The organism is Tenacibaculum sp. A30 (assembly GCF_051200845.1).
Taxonomy (GTDB): domain Bacteria; phylum Bacteroidota; class Bacteroidia; order Flavobacteriales; family Flavobacteriaceae; genus Polaribacter.
On sequence record NZ_CP195160.1, the window covers coordinates 1,365,239 to 1,388,139 of the forward strand.

General features: G+C 32.3%; 19 protein-coding genes and 1 tRNA gene. 7 read left to right on the forward strand and 13 right to left on the reverse strand.

Translation table 11 applies throughout. The annotated features are described in order from the left end of the window. The first annotated feature begins 8 nt into the window (after nucleotides 1-8). Nucleotides 9-1,256, forward strand: a complete 1,248-nt coding sequence (locus ACR9ES_RS06550; protein WP_435255559.1) for an NAD(P)/FAD-dependent oxidoreductase — start codon at nucleotides 9-11, stop codon at nucleotides 1,254-1,256. A gap of 55 nt (nucleotides 1,257-1,311) precedes the next feature. Here ACR9ES_RS06550 and ACR9ES_RS06555 read toward each other — a convergent pair whose 3' ends face one another. The 11 genes from ACR9ES_RS06555 to ACR9ES_RS06605 form a co-directional block, all read right to left on the reverse strand. Then, entirely contained in the window at nucleotides 1,312-2,418 is a 1,107-nt protein-coding gene (locus ACR9ES_RS06555) for an alanine racemase (protein ID WP_435255560.1), read from the reverse strand. Nucleotide 2,419: 1 nt separating this feature from the next. After that, on the reverse strand, nucleotides 2,420-3,574 hold the full coding sequence (gene alr / locus ACR9ES_RS06560; protein WP_435255561.1) for an alanine racemase: 1,155 nt from the start codon (nucleotides 3,572-3,574) through the stop codon (nucleotides 2,420-2,422). Further along, nucleotides 3,571-4,710 (reverse strand): amidohydrolase, encoded by a 1,140-nt coding sequence (locus ACR9ES_RS06565; RefSeq protein ID WP_435255562.1) that lies wholly within the window; start codon nucleotides 4,708-4,710, stop codon nucleotides 3,571-3,573. Before ACR9ES_RS06565 ends, alr begins: the two co-directional genes overlap by 4 nt. Then, a complete protein-coding gene (locus ACR9ES_RS06570; protein WP_435255563.1) occupies nucleotides 4,710-6,131 on the reverse strand; it encodes a sodium:solute symporter family protein in 1,422 nt (473 codons plus the stop codon). The genes ACR9ES_RS06565 and ACR9ES_RS06570 overlap by 1 nt, the downstream gene beginning before the upstream one ends. A 4-nt stretch (nucleotides 6,132-6,135) precedes the next feature. Continuing rightward, entirely contained in the window at nucleotides 6,136-6,330 is a 195-nt protein-coding gene (gene rpsU / locus ACR9ES_RS06575; protein WP_299001420.1) for a 30S ribosomal protein S21, read from the reverse strand. 35 nt (nucleotides 6,331-6,365) lie between these two features. Continuing rightward, entirely contained in the window at nucleotides 6,366-7,229 is an 864-nt protein-coding gene (locus ACR9ES_RS06580) for a sigma-70 family RNA polymerase sigma factor (RefSeq protein ID WP_028892352.1), read from the reverse strand. A 1-nt stretch (nucleotide 7,230) separates the two neighbouring features. Further along, nucleotides 7,231-7,668: a GNAT family N-acetyltransferase gene (locus ACR9ES_RS06585; protein ID WP_274633284.1), complete on the reverse strand. Its 438-nt coding sequence runs from the start codon at nucleotides 7,666-7,668 to the stop codon at nucleotides 7,231-7,233. Between the two features lie 475 nt (nucleotides 7,669-8,143). Further along, on the reverse strand, nucleotides 8,144-10,135 hold the full coding sequence (locus tag ACR9ES_RS06590) for a protein-disulfide reductase DsbD family protein (RefSeq protein WP_435255564.1): 1,992 nt from the start codon (nucleotides 10,133-10,135) through the stop codon (nucleotides 8,144-8,146). Between the two features lie 21 nt (nucleotides 10,136-10,156). Further along, entirely contained in the window at nucleotides 10,157-10,603 is a 447-nt protein-coding gene (locus tag ACR9ES_RS06595) for a protein-disulfide reductase DsbD domain-containing protein (protein ID WP_435255565.1), read from the reverse strand. A gap of 187 nt (nucleotides 10,604-10,790) precedes the next feature. Next, nucleotides 10,791-11,438, reverse strand: coding sequence for a hypothetical protein (locus ACR9ES_RS06600; protein ID WP_435255566.1), 648 nt, complete (start codon nucleotides 11,436-11,438; stop codon nucleotides 10,791-10,793). A gap of 116 nt (nucleotides 11,439-11,554) precedes the next feature. Then, nucleotides 11,555-11,627: transfer RNA gene (locus tag ACR9ES_RS06605), tRNA-Met, on the reverse strand. Nucleotides 11,628-11,767: 140 nt separating this feature from the next. Here ACR9ES_RS06605 and era point away from each other — a divergent pair. After that, on the forward strand, nucleotides 11,768-12,649 hold the full coding sequence (gene era / locus ACR9ES_RS06610) for a GTPase Era (protein ID WP_299001427.1): 882 nt from the start codon (nucleotides 11,768-11,770) through the stop codon (nucleotides 12,647-12,649). Here era and ACR9ES_RS06615 read toward each other — a convergent pair. After that, on the reverse strand, nucleotides 12,646-13,158 hold the full coding sequence (locus ACR9ES_RS06615) for a GTP-binding protein (RefSeq protein WP_435255567.1): 513 nt from the start codon (nucleotides 13,156-13,158) through the stop codon (nucleotides 12,646-12,648). The genes era and ACR9ES_RS06615 overlap by 4 nt on opposite strands. Before the next feature lie 106 nt (nucleotides 13,159-13,264). Between ACR9ES_RS06615 and der the strand changes: the two genes are divergently transcribed. From der to ACR9ES_RS06630, 3 genes are all read left to right on the forward strand, one after another. Beyond that, a complete protein-coding gene (gene der / locus ACR9ES_RS06620; RefSeq protein ID WP_038005898.1) occupies nucleotides 13,265-14,572 on the forward strand; it encodes a ribosome biogenesis GTPase Der in 1,308 nt (435 codons plus the stop codon). A 79-nt stretch (nucleotides 14,573-14,651) separates the two neighbouring features. Beyond that, nucleotides 14,652-17,426 (forward strand): outer membrane beta-barrel protein, encoded by a 2,775-nt coding sequence (locus tag ACR9ES_RS06625; protein ID WP_435255568.1) that lies wholly within the window; start codon nucleotides 14,652-14,654, stop codon nucleotides 17,424-17,426. 111 nt (nucleotides 17,427-17,537) lie between these two features. Continuing rightward, the gene (locus ACR9ES_RS06630) at nucleotides 17,538-19,922 is read left to right on the forward strand and encodes a GAF domain-containing protein (RefSeq protein ID WP_435255569.1); all 2,385 of its coding nucleotides are present in this window, start codon (nucleotides 17,538-17,540) and stop codon (nucleotides 19,920-19,922) included. 4 nt (nucleotides 19,923-19,926) lie between these two features. On the opposite strand, the gene ACR9ES_RS06635 is transcribed toward ACR9ES_RS06630, so the two are convergent. Then, on the reverse strand, nucleotides 19,927-21,156 hold the full coding sequence (locus ACR9ES_RS06635) for a Pycsar system effector family protein (protein WP_435255570.1): 1,230 nt from the start codon (nucleotides 21,154-21,156) through the stop codon (nucleotides 19,927-19,929). A gap of 98 nt (nucleotides 21,157-21,254) precedes the next feature. On the opposite strand from ACR9ES_RS06635, the gene ACR9ES_RS06640 reads away from it, so the two are divergent. Both ACR9ES_RS06640 and ACR9ES_RS06645 read left to right on the forward strand, forming a co-directional pair. Then, nucleotides 21,255-22,274 (forward strand): XdhC family protein, encoded by a 1,020-nt coding sequence (locus tag ACR9ES_RS06640; RefSeq protein WP_435255571.1) that lies wholly within the window; start codon nucleotides 21,255-21,257, stop codon nucleotides 22,272-22,274. A gap of 4 nt (nucleotides 22,275-22,278) precedes the next feature. Then, complete coding sequence (locus ACR9ES_RS06645) at nucleotides 22,279-22,863, forward strand: nucleotidyltransferase family protein (RefSeq protein ID WP_435255572.1); 585 nt, start codon at nucleotides 22,279-22,281, stop codon at nucleotides 22,861-22,863. Nucleotides 22,864-22,901 lie beyond the last annotated feature (38 nt).

Below are 22,901 nucleotides of genomic sequence, written 5' to 3' on the forward strand. Positions count from 1 at the left end.
GATCTTTTATGAATAAAGAAGTTGTTATTATTGGCGGAGGAATCATCGGTTTATGTTCCGCATATTATTTACACAAAGAAGGGCACAAAGTTACTGTTATTGATAAATCTGATTTTTCATCAGGAGCTTCGCACGTAAATGCTGGGATTATTACTCCTAGTCATATTATTTCATTAGCAGCTCCAGGAATGATTAATAAAGGTATTAAATGGATGCTGAGTTCAACCAGTCCTTTTTCAATAAAACCTCGTTTAGAATACGATTTTTTACAATGGACATGGCTATTCAAAAAATCTGCAACACCCAAAAAAGTAGCTAGCTCTATCCCTGTTATTAAAAACATCAATCTGTTTAGTAGAGATTTGTATGAAGAATTAAAAGCTTCCAACGATTTCGATTTTCATTACCAACACAAAGGTTTAATGATGTATTATAAAACCGATAAAATGGGTGAAGAAGAATGGAATATTGGGAAACTTGCTATAAAAGAAGGATTAAAAGTTGAACATCTTACAAAGGAAGAAATTCAAAAACTAGAACCTAATGTAGACTTGAACATTAAAGGCGCTGTATATTATCATTCTGATGCACATATGACTCCGAATGAATTTATGCTAAAAATGAAATCTTATTTAGAGGACAATGGTGTGACTTTCTTAGCAAACGAGGAGGTCATAGATTTTCAAATTTCAGAAGGAAAAATAAAATCAATCAACACAAAAAACAATACTATTACAGCTGATGAGTTTGTGCTTACAACAGGGTCTTGGACACAAAAACTAGCTAAAAAACTGGGAATAAGCATTCCTGTACAAGCAGGAAAAGGCTATCGAATTAATGTAAAAAGAGAAACGGGTATTCATATTCCTGCAATTTTAACAGAAGCTAAAGTCGCAGTTACACCTATGAATGGTTTTACGCGTTTTGGTGGTACTATGGAAATTGCTGGTATTAATAGTCAAATTAATACTAAAAGAGTTAATACTATTGCGAATGCTGCTGAGAGTTATTATAACGGGCTACAAATTAATCAACAAGAAAGAAAGGATATAGAAAGTGGTTTACGCCCTTGTTCTCCTGATGGTTTACCATATATTGGCAGACTTTCAAAAATTAAAAATGTGACAGTAGCTGCTGGTCATGCTATGATGGGATGGAGTTTAGGGCCTGCGACAGGTAAATTAGTTTCTGAAATTATTTCGCATAAAAAAACAAGTACAGATCTCACTCCTTTTCATGTTGAACGTTTTTCATAAAAAAACTCAAGAGCTACGAACTCTTGAGTTTTTAAAACAACAAAATAGCAGACATTTACATGTCATTTTTATATACTTTATCAATAAATTTTGAGATTAATAATCTCGCAACTCCCATATAACTAGGTTTAAATTTAATTTTATCACCTACTTTATATTTTACATTTCCTGATTTATCTTTATTAGTTCCAACATCAATTACTAACATATCAGAGGTAATCCCAACAAAAGAAATGTCTTTATCTTCTGCTTCAATATCACCTTTATCTACATCTAACAGACCAACATCTAAAATTGCTTTGTAAGAGGTTTCTTGCACGTTACTCTCATCATAATCAGTCGTATGTCCAATATTCGCATCGTTAATAATACCGTCTGGCACTAGTTTTTTTTCTTTTAACTCAATAATATTAGCATAAAACTCGAATGTTTCGGTGTGCAAGTTATTAAACTGCTTGTTTTCTAACGGGCTTAACCCAAAAAATGCAGCTTCCCCTACTCTAAAGTGATTAATTTCTTTAGGAACAACCTTATTTTCTATTAAGGGTAAAGTGATAGACGTTCCTCCTGAAACATATTTTAATTCTTTATTGAATTTTGCTGAAATCAGTTCTTTATACAATGATAACTGGAGTAATTTATCATACGTAGGCTCAACACCATACATACATCCAAGGTTTGATCCAATACCGATCACATCAATATTCGATAGATTGAATACCTTTTCATAAAAGTCTATAATATCGTCTCTTCTAACACCTTCTCTTAACTCACCTAATTCAATCATAATAATGATTTGATGAACTTTATTTTGCTTTTTAGCTGCCTGATTTAAGGCTTCTATAGTAGATAATGAACTGTTCAAAGAAATATCTGCATATTCTACTACTTCATCAGCATAAACTTCTGCAGGAGGTTTTATATAAATGGTTCTTAAATCTGGATTTACAGCTCGTAAGTTTCGTAAACTTGTCAACCTTGAGTCTCCTACTGAGTTTATGTTCTTAATTACGTCTTTAGTTAAGATCGTTTTCAAAAACGTTTTGTCTCCTGAAAACACCTTTGTAACTAAACTCCACTCTATATTATTTGACTTAAAAAAGTCGCTTAAATCTTTTATATTCTGTTTTATTCTTTCAGAATGTATTATTAATTCTGCCATCTTATTTTGTTATAATTCTTGGTAAATTATCTGGTAATTTAGTTAGTAACTCGTAATTGATTATCTGTATGTAATCGTTAAATGACGATACTGTAATTTCTCTATCTCCTTGATCTCCTATTAACACAACTTCGTCTCCTTTCTCAACATTATCTGCATAAGTTACATCAACTGCCATCATGTTCATATTAACAGTTCCAATAATATTGTGCCTTTTTCCTCTAATTAAAACTTTTCCCCTGTTACTTAACGACCTGCTATATCCTGATGAATATCCTACTGGTACAATTGCTATTTTTATTTCATGGTTGGTAAAAAATGAAGTCCCGTAACCTACAAATTGCCCTGATTTTACGGTTTTAACATCCATTACTTGGGTTTTCCATGAGATAACCCTCTGTAGAGGTGATTCAAAAATTCTATGTTTATTTAAATAATGGACTAGAATTTCTTTTGTAGGGAAAAAACCAAACTGTAAAATCCCTATTCTCACCAAGTCAAATCTAGTTTTTGGATACCGAATACTCGCAGCAGAACTTGCCAAATGAAAATCAGGAGTTAAAAGTTCATGCTGATTTATTTTGTTTATCGCCTTTCTAAACTTCTTTTGTTGATCGGTAATTCTTTTGTAGTTTGAAATACTTTCTGCTCCGGCTAAATGAGAACAAATTCCTTTTACAACAAGGTACTCTAAATTTTCTTGAACATATGCAAGAACCTTAGCAATATCTTTTAAAACAAACCCCGTACGGTTCATTCCTGTTTCTATTTCTATATGAATTTTCGCTGGAATTTTAAGTTTTCTTGCTGCTTCAACAGCGACTTGTAACCTATCTATTTCAAAAACATAAAACTCAATATTATTTTCAACAGCCCATTCTATTTGACTATTGTGAATCATTCCCATAATCATTATGGTTACGTCCTTTTGAGGCAATGTTTTCTTTACCTCATAAGCTTCATTAGCATCAGAGACGCTAAAATGTCGAACTCCATATTTATATGCTAAAGTGCAATACATTCTAATTCCGTGACCGTAGGCATTTCCTTTTACTACAGAAGAAAATGTGACTTCGTTACCTAGGTGATTTTTAATAAAATCAATGTTATTTTTAATTGCCGATTCGGAAATTTCTATAAAAGATGTATGTGTCATGAGTCTAATACCTCCTTTGCTATGCTATAAAATAATTGAACTCCTGTCATAGTTATATCGTCTGGGAAATCATAATCTGGATTGTGCAATGCTGGTGTGTCTTTTCCTGCTCCTAATCCAAACATGGCTCCTTTATATTTTTGAGTAAACAACCCGAAATCTTCCCCCCATTTAAACGGAGTTTTAATTTCATTGATTGATAACTTTTGCTTCTCTGCTAATTTTTTTATGATTGAAACAGCTTCTTGATTATTTGTGTTTGAGTAAAACTCTTCAAACCAAGAAGTTTTAATTTTTAATGAATGTTCTAATTCTAATTGATTTAGAAGTTGCTCTAGCTTCTCTTTCTTTTCCTCAATCAGTTTCGTGTCCCAACTTCTTAACGTAAAATGAACTTCTCCATACCCTGCTGAAATTCCATAGGCTTTTTCACCCATAGTTACATAAACAGGAGTTATCAAAATAAAATCGGACGATTCTGGTAAATTTTTACTTTCTTTTTCAGCAAAGGTTAAGATTGTAGCAATCGCATTGGCAGGATTGTGTCCTTTTTCAGGCTCTGCAGCATGCGCTGTTTTTCCATTAAGTTGAATTGCTACACTTTTTACATTGCTTGTAAACGTTTCACTTTTTACCACTATCTCATGTTTTGTAAAACCTGGTAAATTATGTAAGGCAAAAGCAAAATCTATGTTTATATTTTTGAAAAAAGGGTCATTTAAGACCTTTTCTGCTCCTTTTCCATTTTCCTCTGAAGGCTGAAAAAGCAGCAATACTTTTCCCTTCTCAATTGGAAACTTTGTTAACATATTTGCTACTCCAAGTAGTATAGCTGTATGTCCATCGTGCCCACACTTGTGAGAAACTCCTTTGTTTTTTGATTGATGTTGAAACGTATTTACTTCTTGAATAGGTAACGCATCAATATCAGCACGTAACATGATGATTTTCCCGTTTTCTTTTCCTTCAAAAACAGCTACTAATCCTGTTTCAGCAACTTCAACAATTGTACATGAAGCATTTTTGGCTAAAAATGCCTTTATCTTTTTTTGAGTTTCATATTCTTCTCCAGAGATTTCTGGATGTTGATGTAACTCTTTTCTAACTTTTTCTAAACTCTTTTGTAAAGCTTCCACTACTTTTCTTTTCTAGTAAATTGAATTATAGAGAACACCAAAGCTGACAATGTAATTCCAAAGAAATTAGCATCTAAACCGAATGGCAATTTCACCTCTAAGATAATCAATATTAAAGTAGTAAGTCCACCAATAATCATAGCATAAAAAGCAGCTGTTGATGATGGCTTTTTTAGTACTAATGTTCCTAAAACAGGTACTAACAAACCAGATACCATAAAGGCATAGGAATACAGCATCAACTCTAATACATTTTGCATCATGGTAGCTAATAAAATTGCTAAACCTCCTATTAAAAATGTAATAATTTGCGAATTTTTTATGCTGATACTTTTCTTAAAATACCCAAAAATATCCGTTGTTAAATTTCCTGAAGCCGCCATTAAACAACTATCTACAGTTGACATAATTGCTGAAAAATAAGCTGACATCATCAATCCCATTAACCCTATTGGTAAAATACTTCTTAATAGCAAAGGCAATCCCAATTCTGCATCCATTTCTGTACCTGGTGCGTAACCTATTGACGAGAACATTCCTTGCTCAAAAGCAACTCTAGAAAATAATCCTAAAGCTACTCCCATAAAAGCCATAATTGGATATTCAAACAACCCAGCTATTTTCCATGCTTTTTTTGCTGTTTTTTCGTCTTTACAAGCGTAAATTCGTTGATACAAGGTCATTCCTACAAACCAAATAGGCACAATAGTAATAACCCAGTTAAACATATCAATAAACGTTATGTTTGATAATGATAAAAAGCTTGCCGGTAAAGTTTCTTTGATCGCTGTCCAACCTCCAATTTCGATAAAACCAATTGGAATTCCTATACCAATCAATCCTACCATTAAAATTATCCATTGAATGGTATCAGTATAAATTACTGCTTTAATTCCACCAATAACAGTGTACACTACCGCTATAACTCCCATGATTAGAACTGCATTGGTTATAGAGATTGACGGAAAGGTAGCTGATGCTAATTTTGCTCCTGCTAATATTTGTGAGCTTGTAAAACCTATATACCCTATAAGAGAAATGATTCCTGCAATTAAGGCCACTTTTACATTATAATGGTGCGCTAAGGATTGTGGAAATGTTAAAAAATGATGTTTTTTCGCTATCGGATATACTTTTGGGATTAAAAAAACGGCACTTATCCAAGCACCTAACAATCCTGTAAAAAGCATCCAACTACCGGAGAGTCCCATTAAAAAACCAAGACCTCCTAAACCGATAGAAAAACCTCCACCAACATCAGTTGCCACAACAGACAACCCAATATGGCCTGCAGACATGTTTCTTCCTCCTACATAGTAATCGTCTTTTGATTTGTTTTTATTCATGAAGTATACTCCTACTCCAAGCATAAAAATTAAATAGGTAATGAATATGATTAGATCAATAAAATGTATATCCATAAAATTATTTTTCTTGTTCTAGCAAAAACCGTTGTTTATATTGAGCTTTCTTTAACTGAGCTCTTTTACTTACTGATGGTTTTGTATATTCTTTTCTTTCTCTTATTTCTTGCAATACCTTTGTGTTTCTGTATTTTCTTTTATATCTTTTAATGGCTCTATCAATATTCTCGCCTTCTTTTACTGGTATTATTAACATATATATTGTGTATTTTTAATTAGTACTTTGATTCATTAACCCAAGTATGTTTGTAATACTTTAGTTCTTGATCTTTGTTTTAATCTTCTGATTCCTTTCTCTTTAATTTGACGTACGCGTTCTCTTGTTAAATCAAATGTTTCTCCTATTTCTGTCAAACTCATAGGTCTGTAATTCTCTAATCCATAAAATAATTTTATGATGTCAGATTCTCTTGGAGATAGTGTTTCTAAGCTTCTGCTAATCTCTAATTGCAATGATTCTTGCATTAGCTCTTTATCTGGCTTAGGAGCTTCTGAAGCTCTTATTACATCATATAAATTAGAAGTTTCTCCTTCTTTTAAAGGAGCATCCATAGAAATATGTCGTCCTGAGTTTTTCATAGATTGTTTCACGTCAGAAACAGTCATATCTAACACCTTAGCAATTTCTTCGGGCGTTGGCATACGCTCGTTACTTTGTTCTAATTTAGATACAGCTTTATTTATTTTACTGATGCTTCCAATCTTATTAAGCGGTAATCTTACCACACGTGATTGTTCTGCCAATGCTTGTAAAATTGATTGACGTATCCACCACACTGCATAGGATATGAACTTAAACCCACGAGTTTCATCAAAACGTCTTGCTGCTTTTACCAAACCTATATTTCCTTCGTTAATCAAGTCAGAAAGACGTAAACCTTGATTTTGATACTGTTTAGCAACCGAAACAACGAATCGTAAATTTGCATTTACCAATGTTTCCAAGGCTCTTTGGTCTCCTGTCTTGATTCTTTGAGCTAATTCAACTTCTTCATCAGCAGTAATCAAGTCAATTTTCCCTATCTCTTGTAAGTATTTTTCAATAGATTTTGATTCTCTATTGGTAACTTGTTTTGTTATTTTTAACTGTCTCATATTATCGTTTTAGTCTCATTTCTAAATACGGAGTTGTAAACCCAAGCTTCTCATATAAAAACTTGGCTGGATTATCTTTTTCTACATGTAAAGCAATATCTCCCTTACAATTATCGATAGCATGCTGCATTATCTTTTTACCGATTCCTTTCCCTCTATAATCTTTATGAGTAGCGATGTAAACCAAGATATTTTCAGGTATGTATTCGTCCATTCCTGTTTTATTTATCACTACCGCTCCTACAATTTCATTTTTATCTTCTATGGTAAACACATAACCTCCTAATCCTGTTCTTTCTTTAGCCGCATAATCAATCGCTTTGCGAATGGCTGTTTTTTCATCTCCATAGTTTTCAAGATGTGTATATAAAAAATTAGTTACTCTTTCCATTTCAAGAGGAGTAATACGATTGAAGGCATCGTAAGTGTGTACTGTCATAATTTGATTTTTATAAATAGGATTAAACGATAAATAACTTCAGTACTATTTATTGAAGTTTTTAAACATTGTGTTACCTATTTGGGGTTTATTATTTATTAGCGCAGTATATACTTTTGCGAAAAGTGTACGAATATGTCAAAAAAGCTACTCGTAAGAACCGAATATTTTACAGTACTATCAATTTAAATAGAACTTAAAATAATGTAAATACGTTTGAAATCTTTTCCTTTTAGAAAAGCAATAAATTAGAATCCTGGTGGAATAAACTTGTCCGACTGGTTTCGGAACACAAGGAAGTTGAATGTAAAAACTCGTTGATTTTTTTTCTCGTGTGTAGTATCTACCATATCGTACAAAGGTAAGAATTATAAGGCTAATTTCAAAATGAGCCTAGAAAAGAGCTTTTTACATTCAATAAATTTTCTTTAAAAGAAAAAAGCACCTTAAAAATTTAAGATGCTTTTGAGTTATATTATTTTTTAAAGTTGGTAATTCCTTCTTCAAGCCAGTTGAAATATTCATCTGCATCTGGCATGTATCCTACAGGATCTGATATGTTTGATTCATCATGATTCATCAATACATAAAACGGCTGTGAGTTGGCTTTGTACTTGATAGTTTGTAGCTCGCTCCACTTTTGTCCGATGTACTTTAACTTCTTTCCTGGATTCAATTTCGATTCCACCACTTCATCATCTTTTAAAGGACGCTTGTCATCTACATACAAAGAAATTAAGACTACTTTGTTTTTAAGAACGTCTAATACCTTTGGTTTTACCCATACGTTTTGTTCCATCTTTCTACAGTTTACACAAGCGTGTCCTGTAAAATCTAACATAACCGGTTTGCCTACTTTCTTAGCATAAGCCAACCCTTTGTCATAATCGTGGAATGATATGATATCGTGAGGAGGCATTAAATGTGCTCCTTCTGGTAAAGCTTCGTGATTGTCTTGTTGAACACTCGCTGTTCCCTTTTTTGTAAATCCTACTCCATAAGGTGACTCGCTGTAGTGTTGTGGTGGTGGGAAAGCACTAATTAAGTTTAGTGGTGCTCCCCAAAGTCCTGGAATCATATAGATAGTAAAGGATAAAACAATCAATCCTAAACTTAATCTTCCTACAGAAATATGACTGATTGGACTATCGTGTGGTAATTGTATTTTTCCGAAGAGATAAAAAGCTAAGGCTCCGAAAATAGCTATCCAGATAGCGATAAACACTTCTCTTTCTAATAAATGTAATTGTAGTACTAAATCGGCATTCGATAAAAATTTAAATGCTAAAGCTAATTCTAAGAATCCTAAAACTACTTTTACGGTGTTTAACCATCCTCCTGATTTTGGCAATGAGTTTAACCATCCTGGGAAGGCTGCAAACAACGCAAATGGTAATGCAATTGCTGATGAGAATCCTAACATTCCTACGATAGGAGCAATTCCTCCTTTTGAAGCAGCTTCTACTAGTAAAGTTCCTACAATAGGTCCTGTACATGAAAAGGATACAATTGCTAAGGCTAGTGCCATAAAGAAGATTCCGATTAAACCTCCTCTGTCTGCTTGTGAGTCTACTTTGGTTGCCCATGAACTTGGTAAAGTAATTTCAAAAGCTCCTAAGAACGATACTGCAAAAATTACCAAGATTAAGAAAAACACTAGGTTGAACCATACATTAGTTGATAATGCGTTTAATGCATCTGCTCCAAATACTGCAGTTACTACCGATCCTAATAATACGTAGATTCCGATAATTGACAATCCGTAGATAATTGCATTTCGAATCCCTTGTGATTTGCTTTTACTTTGTTTGGTGAAAAAGCTTACCGTCATCGGTATCATTGGGAATACACACGGTGTTAACAATGCTGCAAATCCTGATAAAAAGGCGATGAAGAAAATTCCTAAAAGACCTTTCTTTTCTTCTTTTTTCGTTTCCTTTGAAGCTACTTCGCCTGTTATTTTTGCTTCTTTTGTTGCATCAACAGAAGCTGTTACTGCGGTAGCTTTTGTTAAATCGAAAGCTAAGTCTACTTCTTTTGGAGGTAAACACATTTCATCTGTACAAGCAATAAACTCAACAAATGCGTTGATTTGGTTTACGCTAGCATCTATTAGCTCTATTTCTTGTTTAAAAACTGCTTTTTTAGCAAAGGATTTAATATTCATTCCTTCCTCTCCAAAAAGCGTAGTAAACTTAATTTTCCCTTCAGGTTCTGAAGTGTTTCCTACAATTTTAATTTTACCTCCCTCATCATCATAGGTAAATGTTGTTGGAATTGGACCGCCTTTCGGAACTTCTTGTGCATACAGATGCCATTCGCCCTCAATCGTTGCGGTGCTTACTAAATTATACGTTGTTTCTGAAACCTTTTCGACACTTGTTTTCCATTGAATCGGATCGTGAATTTGACCAAGAGCTGAAAATCCAATAGTAAAACAAAGCAAAAATGCTAGTATTTTTTTCATCATGTTAATGGGGTAAGGGGATTAATTTACGTTGAAAACTAATTCTACTTCTTTTGGAGGTAAGCAGTTTTCTCCTGTACAAACCATGTATTCAACAGCTCCTTTAACCGTGAACTTTTCCGCAGTTTTTAAACGGATTTTTTGAGTAAAAACAGCTTTGGTATCGAAGTATTTAATTTTCATTTCAAAAATAGGGTCGTCAACTACATGTCCTTCTGGCTCTGTTGTATTTCCTTTTTTTAAGTAACGTGAGTCACCTTCAAAAGTAAATAACGTCGGAATTGGTCCGCCTTCAGGAATTTCTTGCGAGTACAAGTGCCAATCTTTTTGAATTGTAGCAACAGCAATTAATTCTACTTCTTTATCGGAAATCTTTTTTACTGAAGTACTCCATTTTACAGGATCATGTACCTGTGCGTAAGAAATAGTACCGATGGCCAACAACAAGATAAAAAGTATTTTTTTCATTGGTTTTAATTAGTTGTATTATGTTTAATCGGTAAATGTAATGTCTTTATTTACTAAAACACAAAAGATTAAAAAAAGTTTAACATTCATTTATAAATAGTTCAAAATAAAAGAGCAACCATTTCTGGCTGCTCTCACTTAGATTCAAAAGATTTACATCTTACTGTATCTTTATCTTCTTTAAAAATTATTCTATAACATACTCTTTAACCTCATCACAAACCGACTTAAAATTTGTAGTATCATATTTTTCTCCTGTCGATTCATTAATCAATGCAAAAGAACTATTGAAAACATCACTTGTAGGGAAATAATCTATAATTTTTGTTTCATTACTTGCAATTACCTCTACAATATTCCCTAAAATATTAACATAATAATTATTTATACTCTTGTTGGTTATTTTAATAGTTCCCGTCTCATATATACTAAGTCTTAATGTACTTAATTCTCTATCATATGAATCTTTTGGAGTAATAGTATATAATTCCTCAAATCCAAAATCTATACTCAAATAATTATTACTACATCCTTTTGTAACATCTATGTAGTATTTTTGATCAAACCTCACATTATTGGTAATTTCTACTTCACCTTCTTGATCTGTAGTTCCTTCAGCTATTACATTGAATTTATTTTTTAAATCTAATAGGCTTTCATAAACCAAAACTTTGGCATTGGCTACTTTTTCACTTGGAGCAGTATTATCAATCCAAGTGTTCTTTACTTTTACTATTAATTTTGGTCCTCTTTCCTTCTCTAACTCATCTTCACTACTGCAAGACAAAAAAAACAAACTCAAAACAATTAAACTTAAAACTCTTACTTTTTTCATAAAATTTTTATTCATATCTAACTTAACCCTTAAGAACTTTATTAAAGATAATGCTTTCTAAGCTCTTAAATTATATAATAAAAAAAGAGCAACCATTTCTGATTGCTCTTATCTAGTAGCGGGAGCAGGACTCGAACCTGCGACCTTCGGGTTATGAGCCCGACGAGCTGCCTACTGCTCTATCCCGCGATTTGCGGTTGCAAATATACGCCCTTTTGTTTGTTTTATCCAAATAAAAAAGCATTTATTTTTAAAATATTTTTTAAACCACTCAATAACAAGCTTATAAAATTCAACAATTCTTACTCAAAACAACTTATCTTTGCCCTATGACACATAAAGCAGGATTTGTAAATATTATCGGAAACCCTAATGTTGGGAAATCAACCTTGATGAACGCATTGGTTGGTGAAAAATTATCAATCATTACCTCTAAAGCACAAACTACAAGACATCGTATTTTGGGGATTGTGAATGGTGAAGATTATCAAATTGTGTTTTCTGATACTCCTGGAATCATAAAACCTGCTTATGAGCTACAAGAGTCTATGATGGATTTTGTAAAATCTGCTTTTGAAGATGCTGATGTACTTATCTACATGGTAGAAGTAGGCGAAACAGAATTAAAAAATGAGGCTTTTTTCAATAAAATCATCAATAGTAAAATTCCTGTAATTTTATTATTAAATAAAGTTGATAAATCTACTCAAGAGGAAGTTGCAACTAAAATTGATTATTGGAAAAAGAAAGTCCCAAATTCTTTTGTATATGTAATTTCTGCTCTTGAAAACTTTAATGTAGAAAGCGTTTTTTATAAAATCATTGAGCTTTTACCAGAATCACCTCCTTTTTATCCAAAAGATCAGTTAACCGATAAACCTGAACGCTTTTTTGTAAATGAAAAGATTCGTGAAAAAATTCTTCAACACTATAAAAAAGAAATTCCTTACTCAGTAGAAGTAGAAACTGAAAGCTTTGTTGAAGAAGATAATATCATCAAAATCCGTTCTGTTATCATGGTAGAACGTGAAACTCAAAAAGGAATTATTATTGGGCATAAAGGAAGTGCCATTAAACGTGTTGGAACTGAAGCCAGAAAAGACCTTCAACAGTTTTTTGACAAGAAGGTATTTTTAGATTTACATGTAAAAATCAACAAAAACTGGCGTTCTAACGAGCGTCAATTAAAACGATTTGGTTATAAAGATTAACGTTCTTTAATGGTTCGTAACAATTCTTTGGTGTACTCTTTTAGTTCATCCATTTGTTTTTTCCCGGTTGATTTTCCTAAGCTACCCACTAAATAAAGTGCTACCCAAACAATAGGCAATACAACCAACATTACAATGGGCAACATACTAATTTGTTTTAATGACCAATTGCTATAAGCAACGATTCCAAAAATTACAAATGCAGTACCCACCAAAAAGTGTAAAAACATGAAGAAAGTCCACACTTGAGGTTTCGGACCAAATAATCCTTTAATGTGCGAAGTGCTTTCAGAAGTTTCTTCTATTTCAATATGCAGTTGTGGCGACCATAAATGCGACTCTTTTTCGGGTACATCAACCACCACATGATTATCTACAACCTTCATTTTATACTTAGAAACATCGTTTAAGTGCTTCTTAATTTCTTCCAATAAAACCTGAGAATTCATCTCGTATTCCAACTGAAATCTAGGTTTTAAAAAAATCTGGTTGTATAATTTATCATCCATTAAAATAAAATATTAAACGCCAACAATATAGCAAAAACTATATACTATCTAAAATTCATTATAAATCATTTGCGAAATTGTATCTTTGCACAAATTTTTTTGCAAAATGAGTATTATTGCGATTGTAGGAAGACCTAACGTAGGAAAATCTACCTTATTTAACCGACTAGTAAAACGTCGTGAAGCTATTGTTGACTCTGTTAGTGGAGTTACTAGAGATAGACATTATGGAAAATCTGAATGGAACGGAAAAGAATTTTCTGTAATTGATACTGGTGGGTATGTAATTGGTTCTGATGATATTTTTGAAGGAGAAATACGTAAACAAGTTCAGCTAGCTATTGACGAAGCTGATATTATTGTTTTTGTAGTTGATGTTGAGCAAGGAATTACTCCTATGGATGCTGAAGTTGCTAAAATTTTACGTCAGGTTGAAAAACCTCTATTTATGGCAGTAAACAAGGTTGATAATGCAATGCGTGATGCTGATGCTGTTGAATTTTACAATCTTGGATTAGGTGAATACTACACAATTTCTTCTATTAACGGAAGTGGAACTGGCGAATTACTAGATGCTATAGTTGAAGAAATTCCTGAACCAGACGAAAACGAAGATAAACAAGACGAATTACCTCGTTTTGCTGTAGTTGGACGTCCAAACGCAGGAAAATCATCGTTTATTAATGCTTTAATTGGAGAAGACAGAAATATTGTAACCAATATTGCGGGAACCACTCGCGACTCTATCGATACTAAATATAATCGTTTTGGATTTGAATTTAATTTGGTTGATACAGCTGGAATCAGAAAAAAATCAAAAGTAAAAGAAGATTTAGAATTCTATTCGGTAATGCGTGCTGTTCGTGCTGTTGAACATTGTGATGTTGCGGTATTAGTTATCGATGCAACTCGCGGATTTGAAGGTCAGGATGAAAAAATATTCTGGTTAGCAGAGAAAAACCGTAAAGGAATCGTAATCTTAGTTAATAAATGGGATTTAGTTGAAAAAGAAACCAATACCATGCGTGATTTTGAAGCTAAAATCCGCCAAACTATTGCTCCTTTTACTGATGTTCCAATTATTTTTATTTCTGCGTTGACTAAACAACGTATTTTTAAAGCTATCGAAACTGCTGTGGATGTTTTTGAAAATAGAAAACGCCGTATTCAAACCAGTAAATTAAACGAAACGATGTTGGAGATTATGGAGCATAATCCACCTCCAGCAACCAAAGGTAAATTCATCAAAATTAAATACTGTATGCAATTACCTACGCATACTCCACAGTTTGCATTTTTTGCTAATTTACCACAGTATATTAGAGATCCTTATAAGCGTTATGTAGAAAATCAATTACGCGAACACTATAATTTTAACGGAGTACCTATTAGTATTTATTTCCGTCAAAAATAATTTTTAACAAAATTTAACTTCCTGAAAGTAGTTTTTTCTCTTTATTTGTAGCCAATTGAAAATCAAATTGCTATAAAAAATGAAAAAACTACTTTTTATTTTTACGCTATTATTGACTAGTTCAATTTTAGCACAATCTTACCAGTTCAAAATTACAGGAACTATAAACTCTGAAAAAGAGCAAACACCTATCGACGCTGCCACAGTTCATCTTGAAAGAGTTAAAGACAGCACTATTGTTACCTACACAATTACAAATGACAAAGGAAAATTTTCTTTAGAAGGAAAATCATACGATAAGAATGTAAAACTGTTTATTTCTTATGTAGGAATGGACAGCTATTCAAAACAAATTCAACTTGATAAATCTTCTACTTTGAATTTAGGAACCATTTCATTAAAAGAAGAAAGCAATATCTTAAGTGAAGTTGTTATTCAATCTAGAGCTCCTATCACAGTTAAAAAAGACACTTTAGAGTTTAATGTAAAATCTTTTAAAACGAAAAAAGATGCTAATGTTGAAGACTTGTTAAAAAAACTCCCTGGTGTAGAAGTAGATGAAAATGGTAAAATTACCGTAAACGGAAAAGAAGTAAATAAAATTTTAGTCAATGGTAAGCCTTTCTTCGGAAACGATCCTAGTATCACAACTAAAAACCTCACGAAAGACATTATTGAAAAAGTTCAAATTACTGATACAAAATCTAAATCGGAAGCTTTTACTGGCGAAAATGGAGACGCTAACAATAAAACTATCAACTTAACCATTAAAAAAGAAAACAATAAAGGTTGGTTTGGTCGAGTATCTGGAGGGGTAGGTACTGACAAACGCTACGAAGGAGCTGCTATGGTAAATCGTTTTGACAACAATCAACGTTTTAGTGTATTAGCTAGTACAAACAATATTAACTCTCCTGGATTCAGCTTTGGAGAGATTCAAAAAATGTTTGGTGGCGGTGGTAATATTTGGATTGGAGGAAACGGAGGTTTTAGTATTAACGGAAGACGATTTGGTGGTGGAAGTGGAATTATAAAATCGAAAACAGCAGGAGCAACCTATGCTGATGAATTTGGTAAGGGATTAGATGTAAATGCTAACTATTTTTATTCTGGTAGTACTTCTAATAACGAATCAAAAAGCAATAGAGAATACACACTACCTGATAGAAAATATTTTTCAAATTCTACTACTTCTTCTGATGATGAAAACCACAATCATAGTTTTGACACTGAGTTTGATATTGAAATAGACTCTACCTTATTGATTAACATTAGACCTACTTTCGTTTTTAATAAACGTGAAGGTAGTAGTCGTAGGCAAGAAGAATCTTTAGATGAAAACAATATACTTACAAACAGCTATACAAGTACAGCTTACGCTACATCTGAAGCTAACAACTTTGAAAACAGGTTAGACATTACAAAAAAGATGGGAAGCAAAGGTTCCTTTATAAAAGCCTCGATTACCAACCGAATTGATAAAGCAGATACAGAAGAGATTAACAAATCTACTATTGAAGTTTTTGGGAGTTCTCCGAGTACAGAAATTAGAGACCAAAAAAGTTCTATTGAAAACAACCTAACGGGAATTACTACACGATTCGTATATCGTTTCCCTTTAGTAGCCAATAAATTCTTTTTAGACGCAAAATACCGCTACCAACGTGATGAACGAGAAAACAAAGAAAACACCTTTGATTTTGACGACACAACACAACAATACAGCAACTTTAATACTGACTTAAGTTCTGACTTTACTTATAACGACATTACTAAAACTCCTGCGGTAGAATTAGTGTATAGAACCAAAAAATGGCGTTTTAATTTCGAAACTGGTTTTGTAAACAGAACATTAGAAAACAACGATCAATTACGTCCTCAATTAAGTTTACAAAAGGATTACAACAACTTAGACCTTAACTCTAGTTTCAGATATCGATTTGACTCTAAAGCATCTGTTTATTTTGATTACCGTTTAAGTAATAACGCACCTAATATAAACCAGATACAACCTTTTTCTGACGTAACCAATCCATCTAATATTACTACAGGTAACCCGAACCTAAAGCCTACTCAAAACCATACGGCTTATATCAATTTTAATAAATTTAATTGGCAAGCACGAACAGGTTTTTGGGTTTATATGAGAGGTAGTCTATACAATGATCAGGTAATCACTAATACATCTATTGATGATGACTTAGTTAGAAATACTACATATGAAAACACAAACGGGGGTTATGATTTTGTAGGAGGAGGTAGCTATAGCAAAAAAATAAAATTAGATTCTATTGTAAGCCTTCAACTTAGAGCTGGTGCACATATTAGAACGGATAAAAACTTCAATATTTTAAATGATATAAAAGAAGGAGCTAAAACAACATCTCTTAGTCCTACGTTCAGAGCGACTTTAGAATGGGATAAAATCGCTTCAATTGAAGGTAGTTACGATATCGATTTTTCAAACACGAAATATGATATAAACACCACACAAAACAGAAATTTCACTAGACATTCTGTTGATATCAGAACCAAAACAAACATTCCGAAGAAATTAGAATGGATAAACGATATCCGTTACACCTACAATCCAAATGTAATTGGTTTTAACAAAGCTTCATGGTTTTGGAACGCTACCCTAGCCTACTCGGTATTAAAAGATCAAGGGACTATTAGTTTAAAAGCTTATGATTTATTGAATCAGAATACCAATGCACAACGTAGAGCAACATCAAACTACATAGAAGATTCTGAAAGCACAGTATTACAACAATATTTTATGTTAGGTTTTAGCTGGAAATTTAATAGCCTAGGAAAAAAAGGTAAAATTCGAGATTATAATTTCAGATTTTAATTTTTAAACAAAACGTAAAGATTATTCTTGATTTTTTGAAAGGGAGTACAACTAAAAACGACTATTTAGTTAGCAATTTCGTAAATTTGTATAGATTCATTTTCTTGCTTTATGAACATAAGACGAACTAGAGATATTCAGAATATAGACCTCCCTTTTAAACTTAAAATAAGTTTTGAAAAGATTGTTGCTTTATTTCAAAAATATGCGGGTGAAGAGTTTAAAGAACATCCATATCATCAATCTTCAATAAATATAGTTCGAGAAGCAAAAAAAGCTCCTGAGTTGATTGATGGTTTTTCTGATGAATCTTTATTAGAAAAACACAAGGATACTATTGAGTTACTACTAGAACCATTATTTCCTGAATTACTATTAGAAAATGAAATTAAAGCGGTTAGTATTCCGTTTACTTTTACATCTTTTAAGTTCACTAGCCGTTTTGAAAAAATTTTACAAAATGCTGGAGATGACTACGAATTAAAAGTTCGTCATTTTGAGAGTGATTTGATGTATAAATATGCCTGTAGTATCATTTTAACTGACGTGTACAACTACTCTATCGATATAAAACGTCCCTTTTATTTTGATATTCCAGATAAAACAACCAACACACTAAAAAAATATCGGGCAGCATTTAATGCTGACTTTATGAAGATTTATCCAACCGAAAATGCTCCAAAAATAACTGAAGAAGACATTAAGTTTTTACTTGACAACTTTGACGATATTGACGTTTGGAAAGAAAAATTCCCTCCTGAATCCTATATTTTTAAGGGCTTCGGAATCATGAACTTATTCGATGTTACAACCGATGAAATGATTTCGGAAATAAGAACTAGTCTCATAAAAAAAGATGATGACTTAGTTCATACGCTACAAGAAATATTTCGTAGATTCTTTGGAATAAATGACTTGTCTTTAGGGTTTTCCATTTTTGAAACAGACTCTAACAATTTTTCTTCTTCGCATATTAACAAACAAGAAAGTCTAGTTTTAAACTATGAAAAAGATGTTTCTTGCGATTGTATTTTCTGTAATTATCTTTTAGAAAAACTCTTCATAAACAACGAGACTCTTGCTATTTCTGATGTAGAAAAGTATGGTAAAAAAACTGAAAACAAAAACTTTTACCAGCGATTAAAAAACAGAAATATTGGTAGTATTATTTTAGTACCTATACTAGCTTCAGCTAAAAACAGCTTAGCCATTATTGAGCTTGCTTCACCAAGACCTTTTGAGCTAAACTCGATTAATCAAAATAAACTACAAAACTTAATTCCGTTGTTTAAAATAGCGGTTGATCGTTTCTCAGAAGAACATCAAAACATACTTGAAGCTACAATTCAAGAAAACTATACCTCAATTCATCCAACGGTAAAATGGCGTTTTTATGAGGCTGCCGAAAGATTCCATAGAGAGTCATATGAAGCCAAGGAAAATGTTAAAATTGAAGATATTATTTTCCCTGACGTCCATCCTTTTTATGGTCAATCAGATATTAAAGATTCATCTACTTCAAGGAATAATGCAATTAAAGAAGATTTAAATACTCAACTTTCTTTAGCTATTTCTGTTTTGTTAGAAGCCTGCAAAGTTGAAAGCCTACCAATTTATAAAGAATTAAGATTTAGAGTTGAAGAATATTTATCTGAAGTAAAAAAAGGATTGAAAGCTGGTGATGAAATAGCCATTTTAGACTTTTTGAAACGCGAAATCTACCCTGTCTTTAATCATATAAAAATGGTTAATAATGACTTAAGTTCCTTGGTAGAATCATATATCAATCGTTTAGACCCTAATTTACAAGTAGTATACGAAAAACGTAAAGCCTATGAAGACAGTGTTACTTTACTAAACGATAAGTTGGCTTCTTTTATTGATGCCAGACAAGAAGAAGCACAACAAATGTTCCCTCATTATTTTGAACGTTATAAAACTGATGGTGTTGAGTATAACATGTATATAGGACAGTCATTAACAAAAGAGAAAAAATACGACGATCTATACTTGTACAACCTTAGGTTATGGCAATTACAAGTAATGTGTGAAATGGAAAACATTGCCTTAAAAGCTGCTGAAAAAATGGAACACAAGCTTAGAGTTGCTTCTTTAATTTTAGTTCACAGTAATCCATTAGCCATAAAATTTAGAATGGATGAAAAGCAGTTTGACGTTGATGGCGCTTATAATATTCGTTACGAAATCATAAAAAAACGTATTGACAAAGCTCATATAAAAGGAACAGAAGAGCGACTAACTGTTCCTGGTAAAATAGCAATTGTATATTCTCAAGATAAAGATGCTGATGAGTACAATAAATACATTAAATACCTTCAATCTAAAAAATTATTAGGTAAAGTAGAAAAATTAGAAGTTGAAGACCTACAAGGAGTTTCTGGATTAAAAGCTTTACGCGTAGAGGTTATTTATCAAGAAAGTTTTGACGCTAAAAAAACAATAACTATTGATGAATTAATCCAAGAGTTTAAATAATCGTCTATAACAATCCTGATACTAACTCCGCTACTTTTGAAGCATTATCTTGTATATTAAAGGCTACAGCAAAAGCTATTACACTTACCAAAATACCAATCATAAAAACTGTATAGGTAATTCGTAATAACTTATATTTTCTATTTAAAACCAATCCTAAAAAGTACAAATCTTTAGTTAGTGAACCATACAAATAGTCGCGGTCTTGCATCATTTCACTCATTGCCCACTCAAATTCTGGCAACTTCATTTGATGAAAATTTCCGAAGAATAATAAATTCACTTTTTTATTGGTTACATCTTCTTTTGTAAATTTTCCTTCAGTAACATTTGGTCTGGTTGCTAAAACTGATAAGACTATTGATATTACTGTAAAAATCACAAAAATTATTGTCGGAATAATTAGGTAGTGATTTGACGGATTATCTAACTTAGGAATTAAAGTAGACAAGGTCATTGAAATAATAATTGCATTTACCGAAAGTAAAATATTAGCTTTTGTATCGGCAATGTCACTTAATGTTATATGATTACGCATCGCTACGCGAAACATCGTTTCTATCCCCCTTTCTGGTAGCTCTATTTTATTTTTCTTGTACGCTAACTCTTCTTTTTTCTGTTTTAATTTAGCAGCTTCTTGTGCTTGTTTTTGCTTTTTCTTTAAAAGCTGTGCTATGTTTTTACTTTTTTGTTTTTCCCAAAGCTTAGAAGCTTTACTAGTATAAAAGCGATGTTTGGTTAAAAAATTAAGGTTCGCATCATCCCATTCAACATCTTTTATTGTTCTACCACACACCAATTCTCTTTCTTTACGTAATAACTCGTTAAAATCAGAATAGTTTTTACTACCCACATGAGAACAATCAGCATCCTTTAAAATCTTTTCTACTTCGGTGCTAGGGCTAACTCCCATTTTGGTAATAGCTATCAATCTTGACACCTCACCAATTATCACTTCTGAAACTCCTTCATTTTTTAAAAAGTTAGTAGCAATAGCTACACTCTCTTCTTCATGGTTATCTGGGTTTACAGTGTACCCTACATCATGAAACCAAGCCGCTAAAATTAACGCTTGCTTCTCTACTTCTGAAAAAGCTTCTCCCTCAATTAATTCGAGTGTTTTTTCAACCACTCGTTGAGTATGCGCAATGTTATGGTATACAAAATTCTTAGCTAAACTTTCATTTAGTAAATCCACCACAAACTGCTCTGTCTTTTCTATCAAACTATTCATGAAAAAGGTTTTTGCTAAAATAATAAATTATTAACCAGTATTATTTTTTTAATAACACCATAAAAAAACGTACTTTTAAAAGAGTTTTTAATATAAAAATGACGCACGAAATTAAAGAAATACTACAACAAGCTACTATAAACCAACAACAAGGAATACAAAATGTATTGGCTACTGTCGTCGATTTAGATGGGTCTTCTTACAGAAAACCAGGAGTTAGAATGTTACTTTCTTCTGACGGAAAAATAATTGGAGCCATTAGCGGAGGCTGTGTTGAAAAAGAAGTACAACGTAGAGCTCAATCGGTTTTTGAAAACAACAAACCTAAAGTAATAACCTATGATGGTCGTTATCGTTTAGGCTGCGAGGGAATATTATATGTTCTTTTAGAGCCTTTTTACCTTTCAACTGAGTTCATTCATGCTTTCTCAGAAAACAGCATTCAAAGAAAACCGTATAACATCATATCTTATTTTCAAAAAGAAGATGAGGCACATGGAAATTTTGGTTCTGTAATTCAATTTAACAATCAACAAACCTACTCTTTCAATAAAGAGTTTTATCCTAAAAAAACAGATCAACTGGTTGCTTTTAAACAAACTTTACATCCGCAATTTCGTTTACTTATTATTGGTGGTGAGCATGATGCTGTGAAACTTTGTGCACAAGCTACCCAGTTAGGTTGGGAAGTTGATGTTATTACTTCTATTAAAGATCCGAAAGAACTATCTGATTTTCCCGGAGCTAAATCGGTAGTTGCACAAACTCCTGAGACAATCCAGCTTTCTCATGTAAATAACAACACTGCTATTGTTATTATGAATCATAATTTCACTTACGATTTACGCTGGTTGATTAAGTTACAAGAACAGAATCCTGTTTACATTGGTATTTTAGGAGCTGCTAAGCGTCGTGAAAAGCTTTTTGATGAGTTCTTTGAATTTTCTCCAAATGTTTCTGATGAGTTTTTAGATAAGATTCATACGCCAGCTGGTTTAAATATTGGGGCTGAAACTCCTGAGGAAATTGCTTTATCAATCTTAGCAGAAATATTATCAGTAATTCGTAATAAGGAAGTGTTTTCTCTAAAAAAGATTACTGGACGAATCCACAATTAATACAATGCAAAAAACAGCAATTCTCATACTAGCTGCTGGTAATTCTTCCCGAATGGGAAAAACAAAGCAATTGCTTCCTTATAAAAACGCTACATTATTAGAATGGGCTATTGAACAAGCTCAAAAATCAGTCGTAAAAAATGTATTTTGTGTATTAGGAGCTAATAAAGAAGTGATCGAAAAACAACTCACTTCAAATATTGTTGAAATCATTTACAACCCAAATTATAAAGACGGATTAAGCACTAGCATTGTAAAGGGAATAAAGTTCTTATTGAATTATAACTTTGATAGTGTTTTAATAATGCTAGCGGATCAACCTCATGTTACTTCTGAATATTTGAATTCTTTAATTGAAGCTTCAAAAAACAATCCTTCTAAACTCATTGCTTCTAATTATCAAGGTAGTGTTGGAGTTCCTGCTATTTTTCCGAAGAACTATTTTAATGATTTATTGGATTTAAAAGGAGACAAAGGCGCAAAGAATTTTCTACTACAACAAAACAACAATGTTATCAAAGTGAATTCTACTCAAAACTTACTAGACATTGATACTCCTGAAGATTATCAGTATTTATTAAAACAGTAGTTTTACCCTAAAAAGCCTTATTTTTACATAACCAAAAA

Coding starts and splice junctions, on each gene's coding strand:
- ACR9ES_RS06550 (WP_435255559.1), top strand. CDS start 9: ATGAATAAAGAAGTTGTTATTATTGGCGGAGGAATCATCGGTTTATGT.
- ACR9ES_RS06555 (WP_435255560.1), bottom strand. CDS start 2,418: ATGGCAGAATTAATAATACATTCTGAAAGAATAAAACAGAATATAAAA.
- alr (WP_435255561.1), bottom strand. CDS start 3,574: ATGACACATACATCTTTTATAGAAATTTCCGAATCGGCAATTAAAAAT.
- ACR9ES_RS06570 (WP_435255563.1), bottom strand. CDS start 6,131: ATGGATATACATTTTATTGATCTAATCATATTCATTACCTATTTAATT.
- rpsU (WP_299001420.1), bottom strand. CDS start 6,330: ATGTTAATAATACCAGTAAAAGAAGGCGAGAATATTGATAGAGCCATT.
- ACR9ES_RS06580 (WP_028892352.1), bottom strand. CDS start 7,229: ATGAGACAGTTAAAAATAACAAAACAAGTTACCAATAGAGAATCAAAA.
- ACR9ES_RS06585 (WP_274633284.1), bottom strand. CDS start 7,668: ATGACAGTACACACTTACGATGCCTTCAATCGTATTACTCCTCTTGAA.
- ACR9ES_RS06590 (WP_435255564.1), bottom strand. CDS start 10,135: ATGAAAAAAATACTAGCATTTTTGCTTTGTTTTACTATTGGATTTTCA.
- ACR9ES_RS06595 (WP_435255565.1), bottom strand. CDS start 10,603: ATGAAAAAAATACTTTTTATCTTGTTGTTGGCCATCGGTACTATTTCT.
- ACR9ES_RS06600 (WP_435255566.1), bottom strand. CDS start 11,438: ATGAAAAAAGTAAGAGTTTTAAGTTTAATTGTTTTGAGTTTGTTTTTT.
- era (WP_299001427.1), top strand. CDS start 11,768: ATGACACATAAAGCAGGATTTGTAAATATTATCGGAAACCCTAATGTT.
- ACR9ES_RS06615 (WP_435255567.1), bottom strand. CDS start 13,158: ATGGATGATAAATTATACAACCAGATTTTTTTAAAACCTAGATTTCAG.
- der (WP_038005898.1), top strand. CDS start 13,265: ATGAGTATTATTGCGATTGTAGGAAGACCTAACGTAGGAAAATCTACC.
- ACR9ES_RS06625 (WP_435255568.1), top strand. CDS start 14,652: ATGAAAAAACTACTTTTTATTTTTACGCTATTATTGACTAGTTCAATT.
- ACR9ES_RS06630 (WP_435255569.1), top strand. CDS start 17,538: ATGAACATAAGACGAACTAGAGATATTCAGAATATAGACCTCCCTTTT.
- ACR9ES_RS06635 (WP_435255570.1), bottom strand. CDS start 21,156: ATGAATAGTTTGATAGAAAAGACAGAGCAGTTTGTGGTGGATTTACTA.
- ACR9ES_RS06640 (WP_435255571.1), top strand. CDS start 21,255: ATGACGCACGAAATTAAAGAAATACTACAACAAGCTACTATAAACCAA.
- ACR9ES_RS06645 (WP_435255572.1), top strand. CDS start 22,279: ATGCAAAAAACAGCAATTCTCATACTAGCTGCTGGTAATTCTTCCCGA.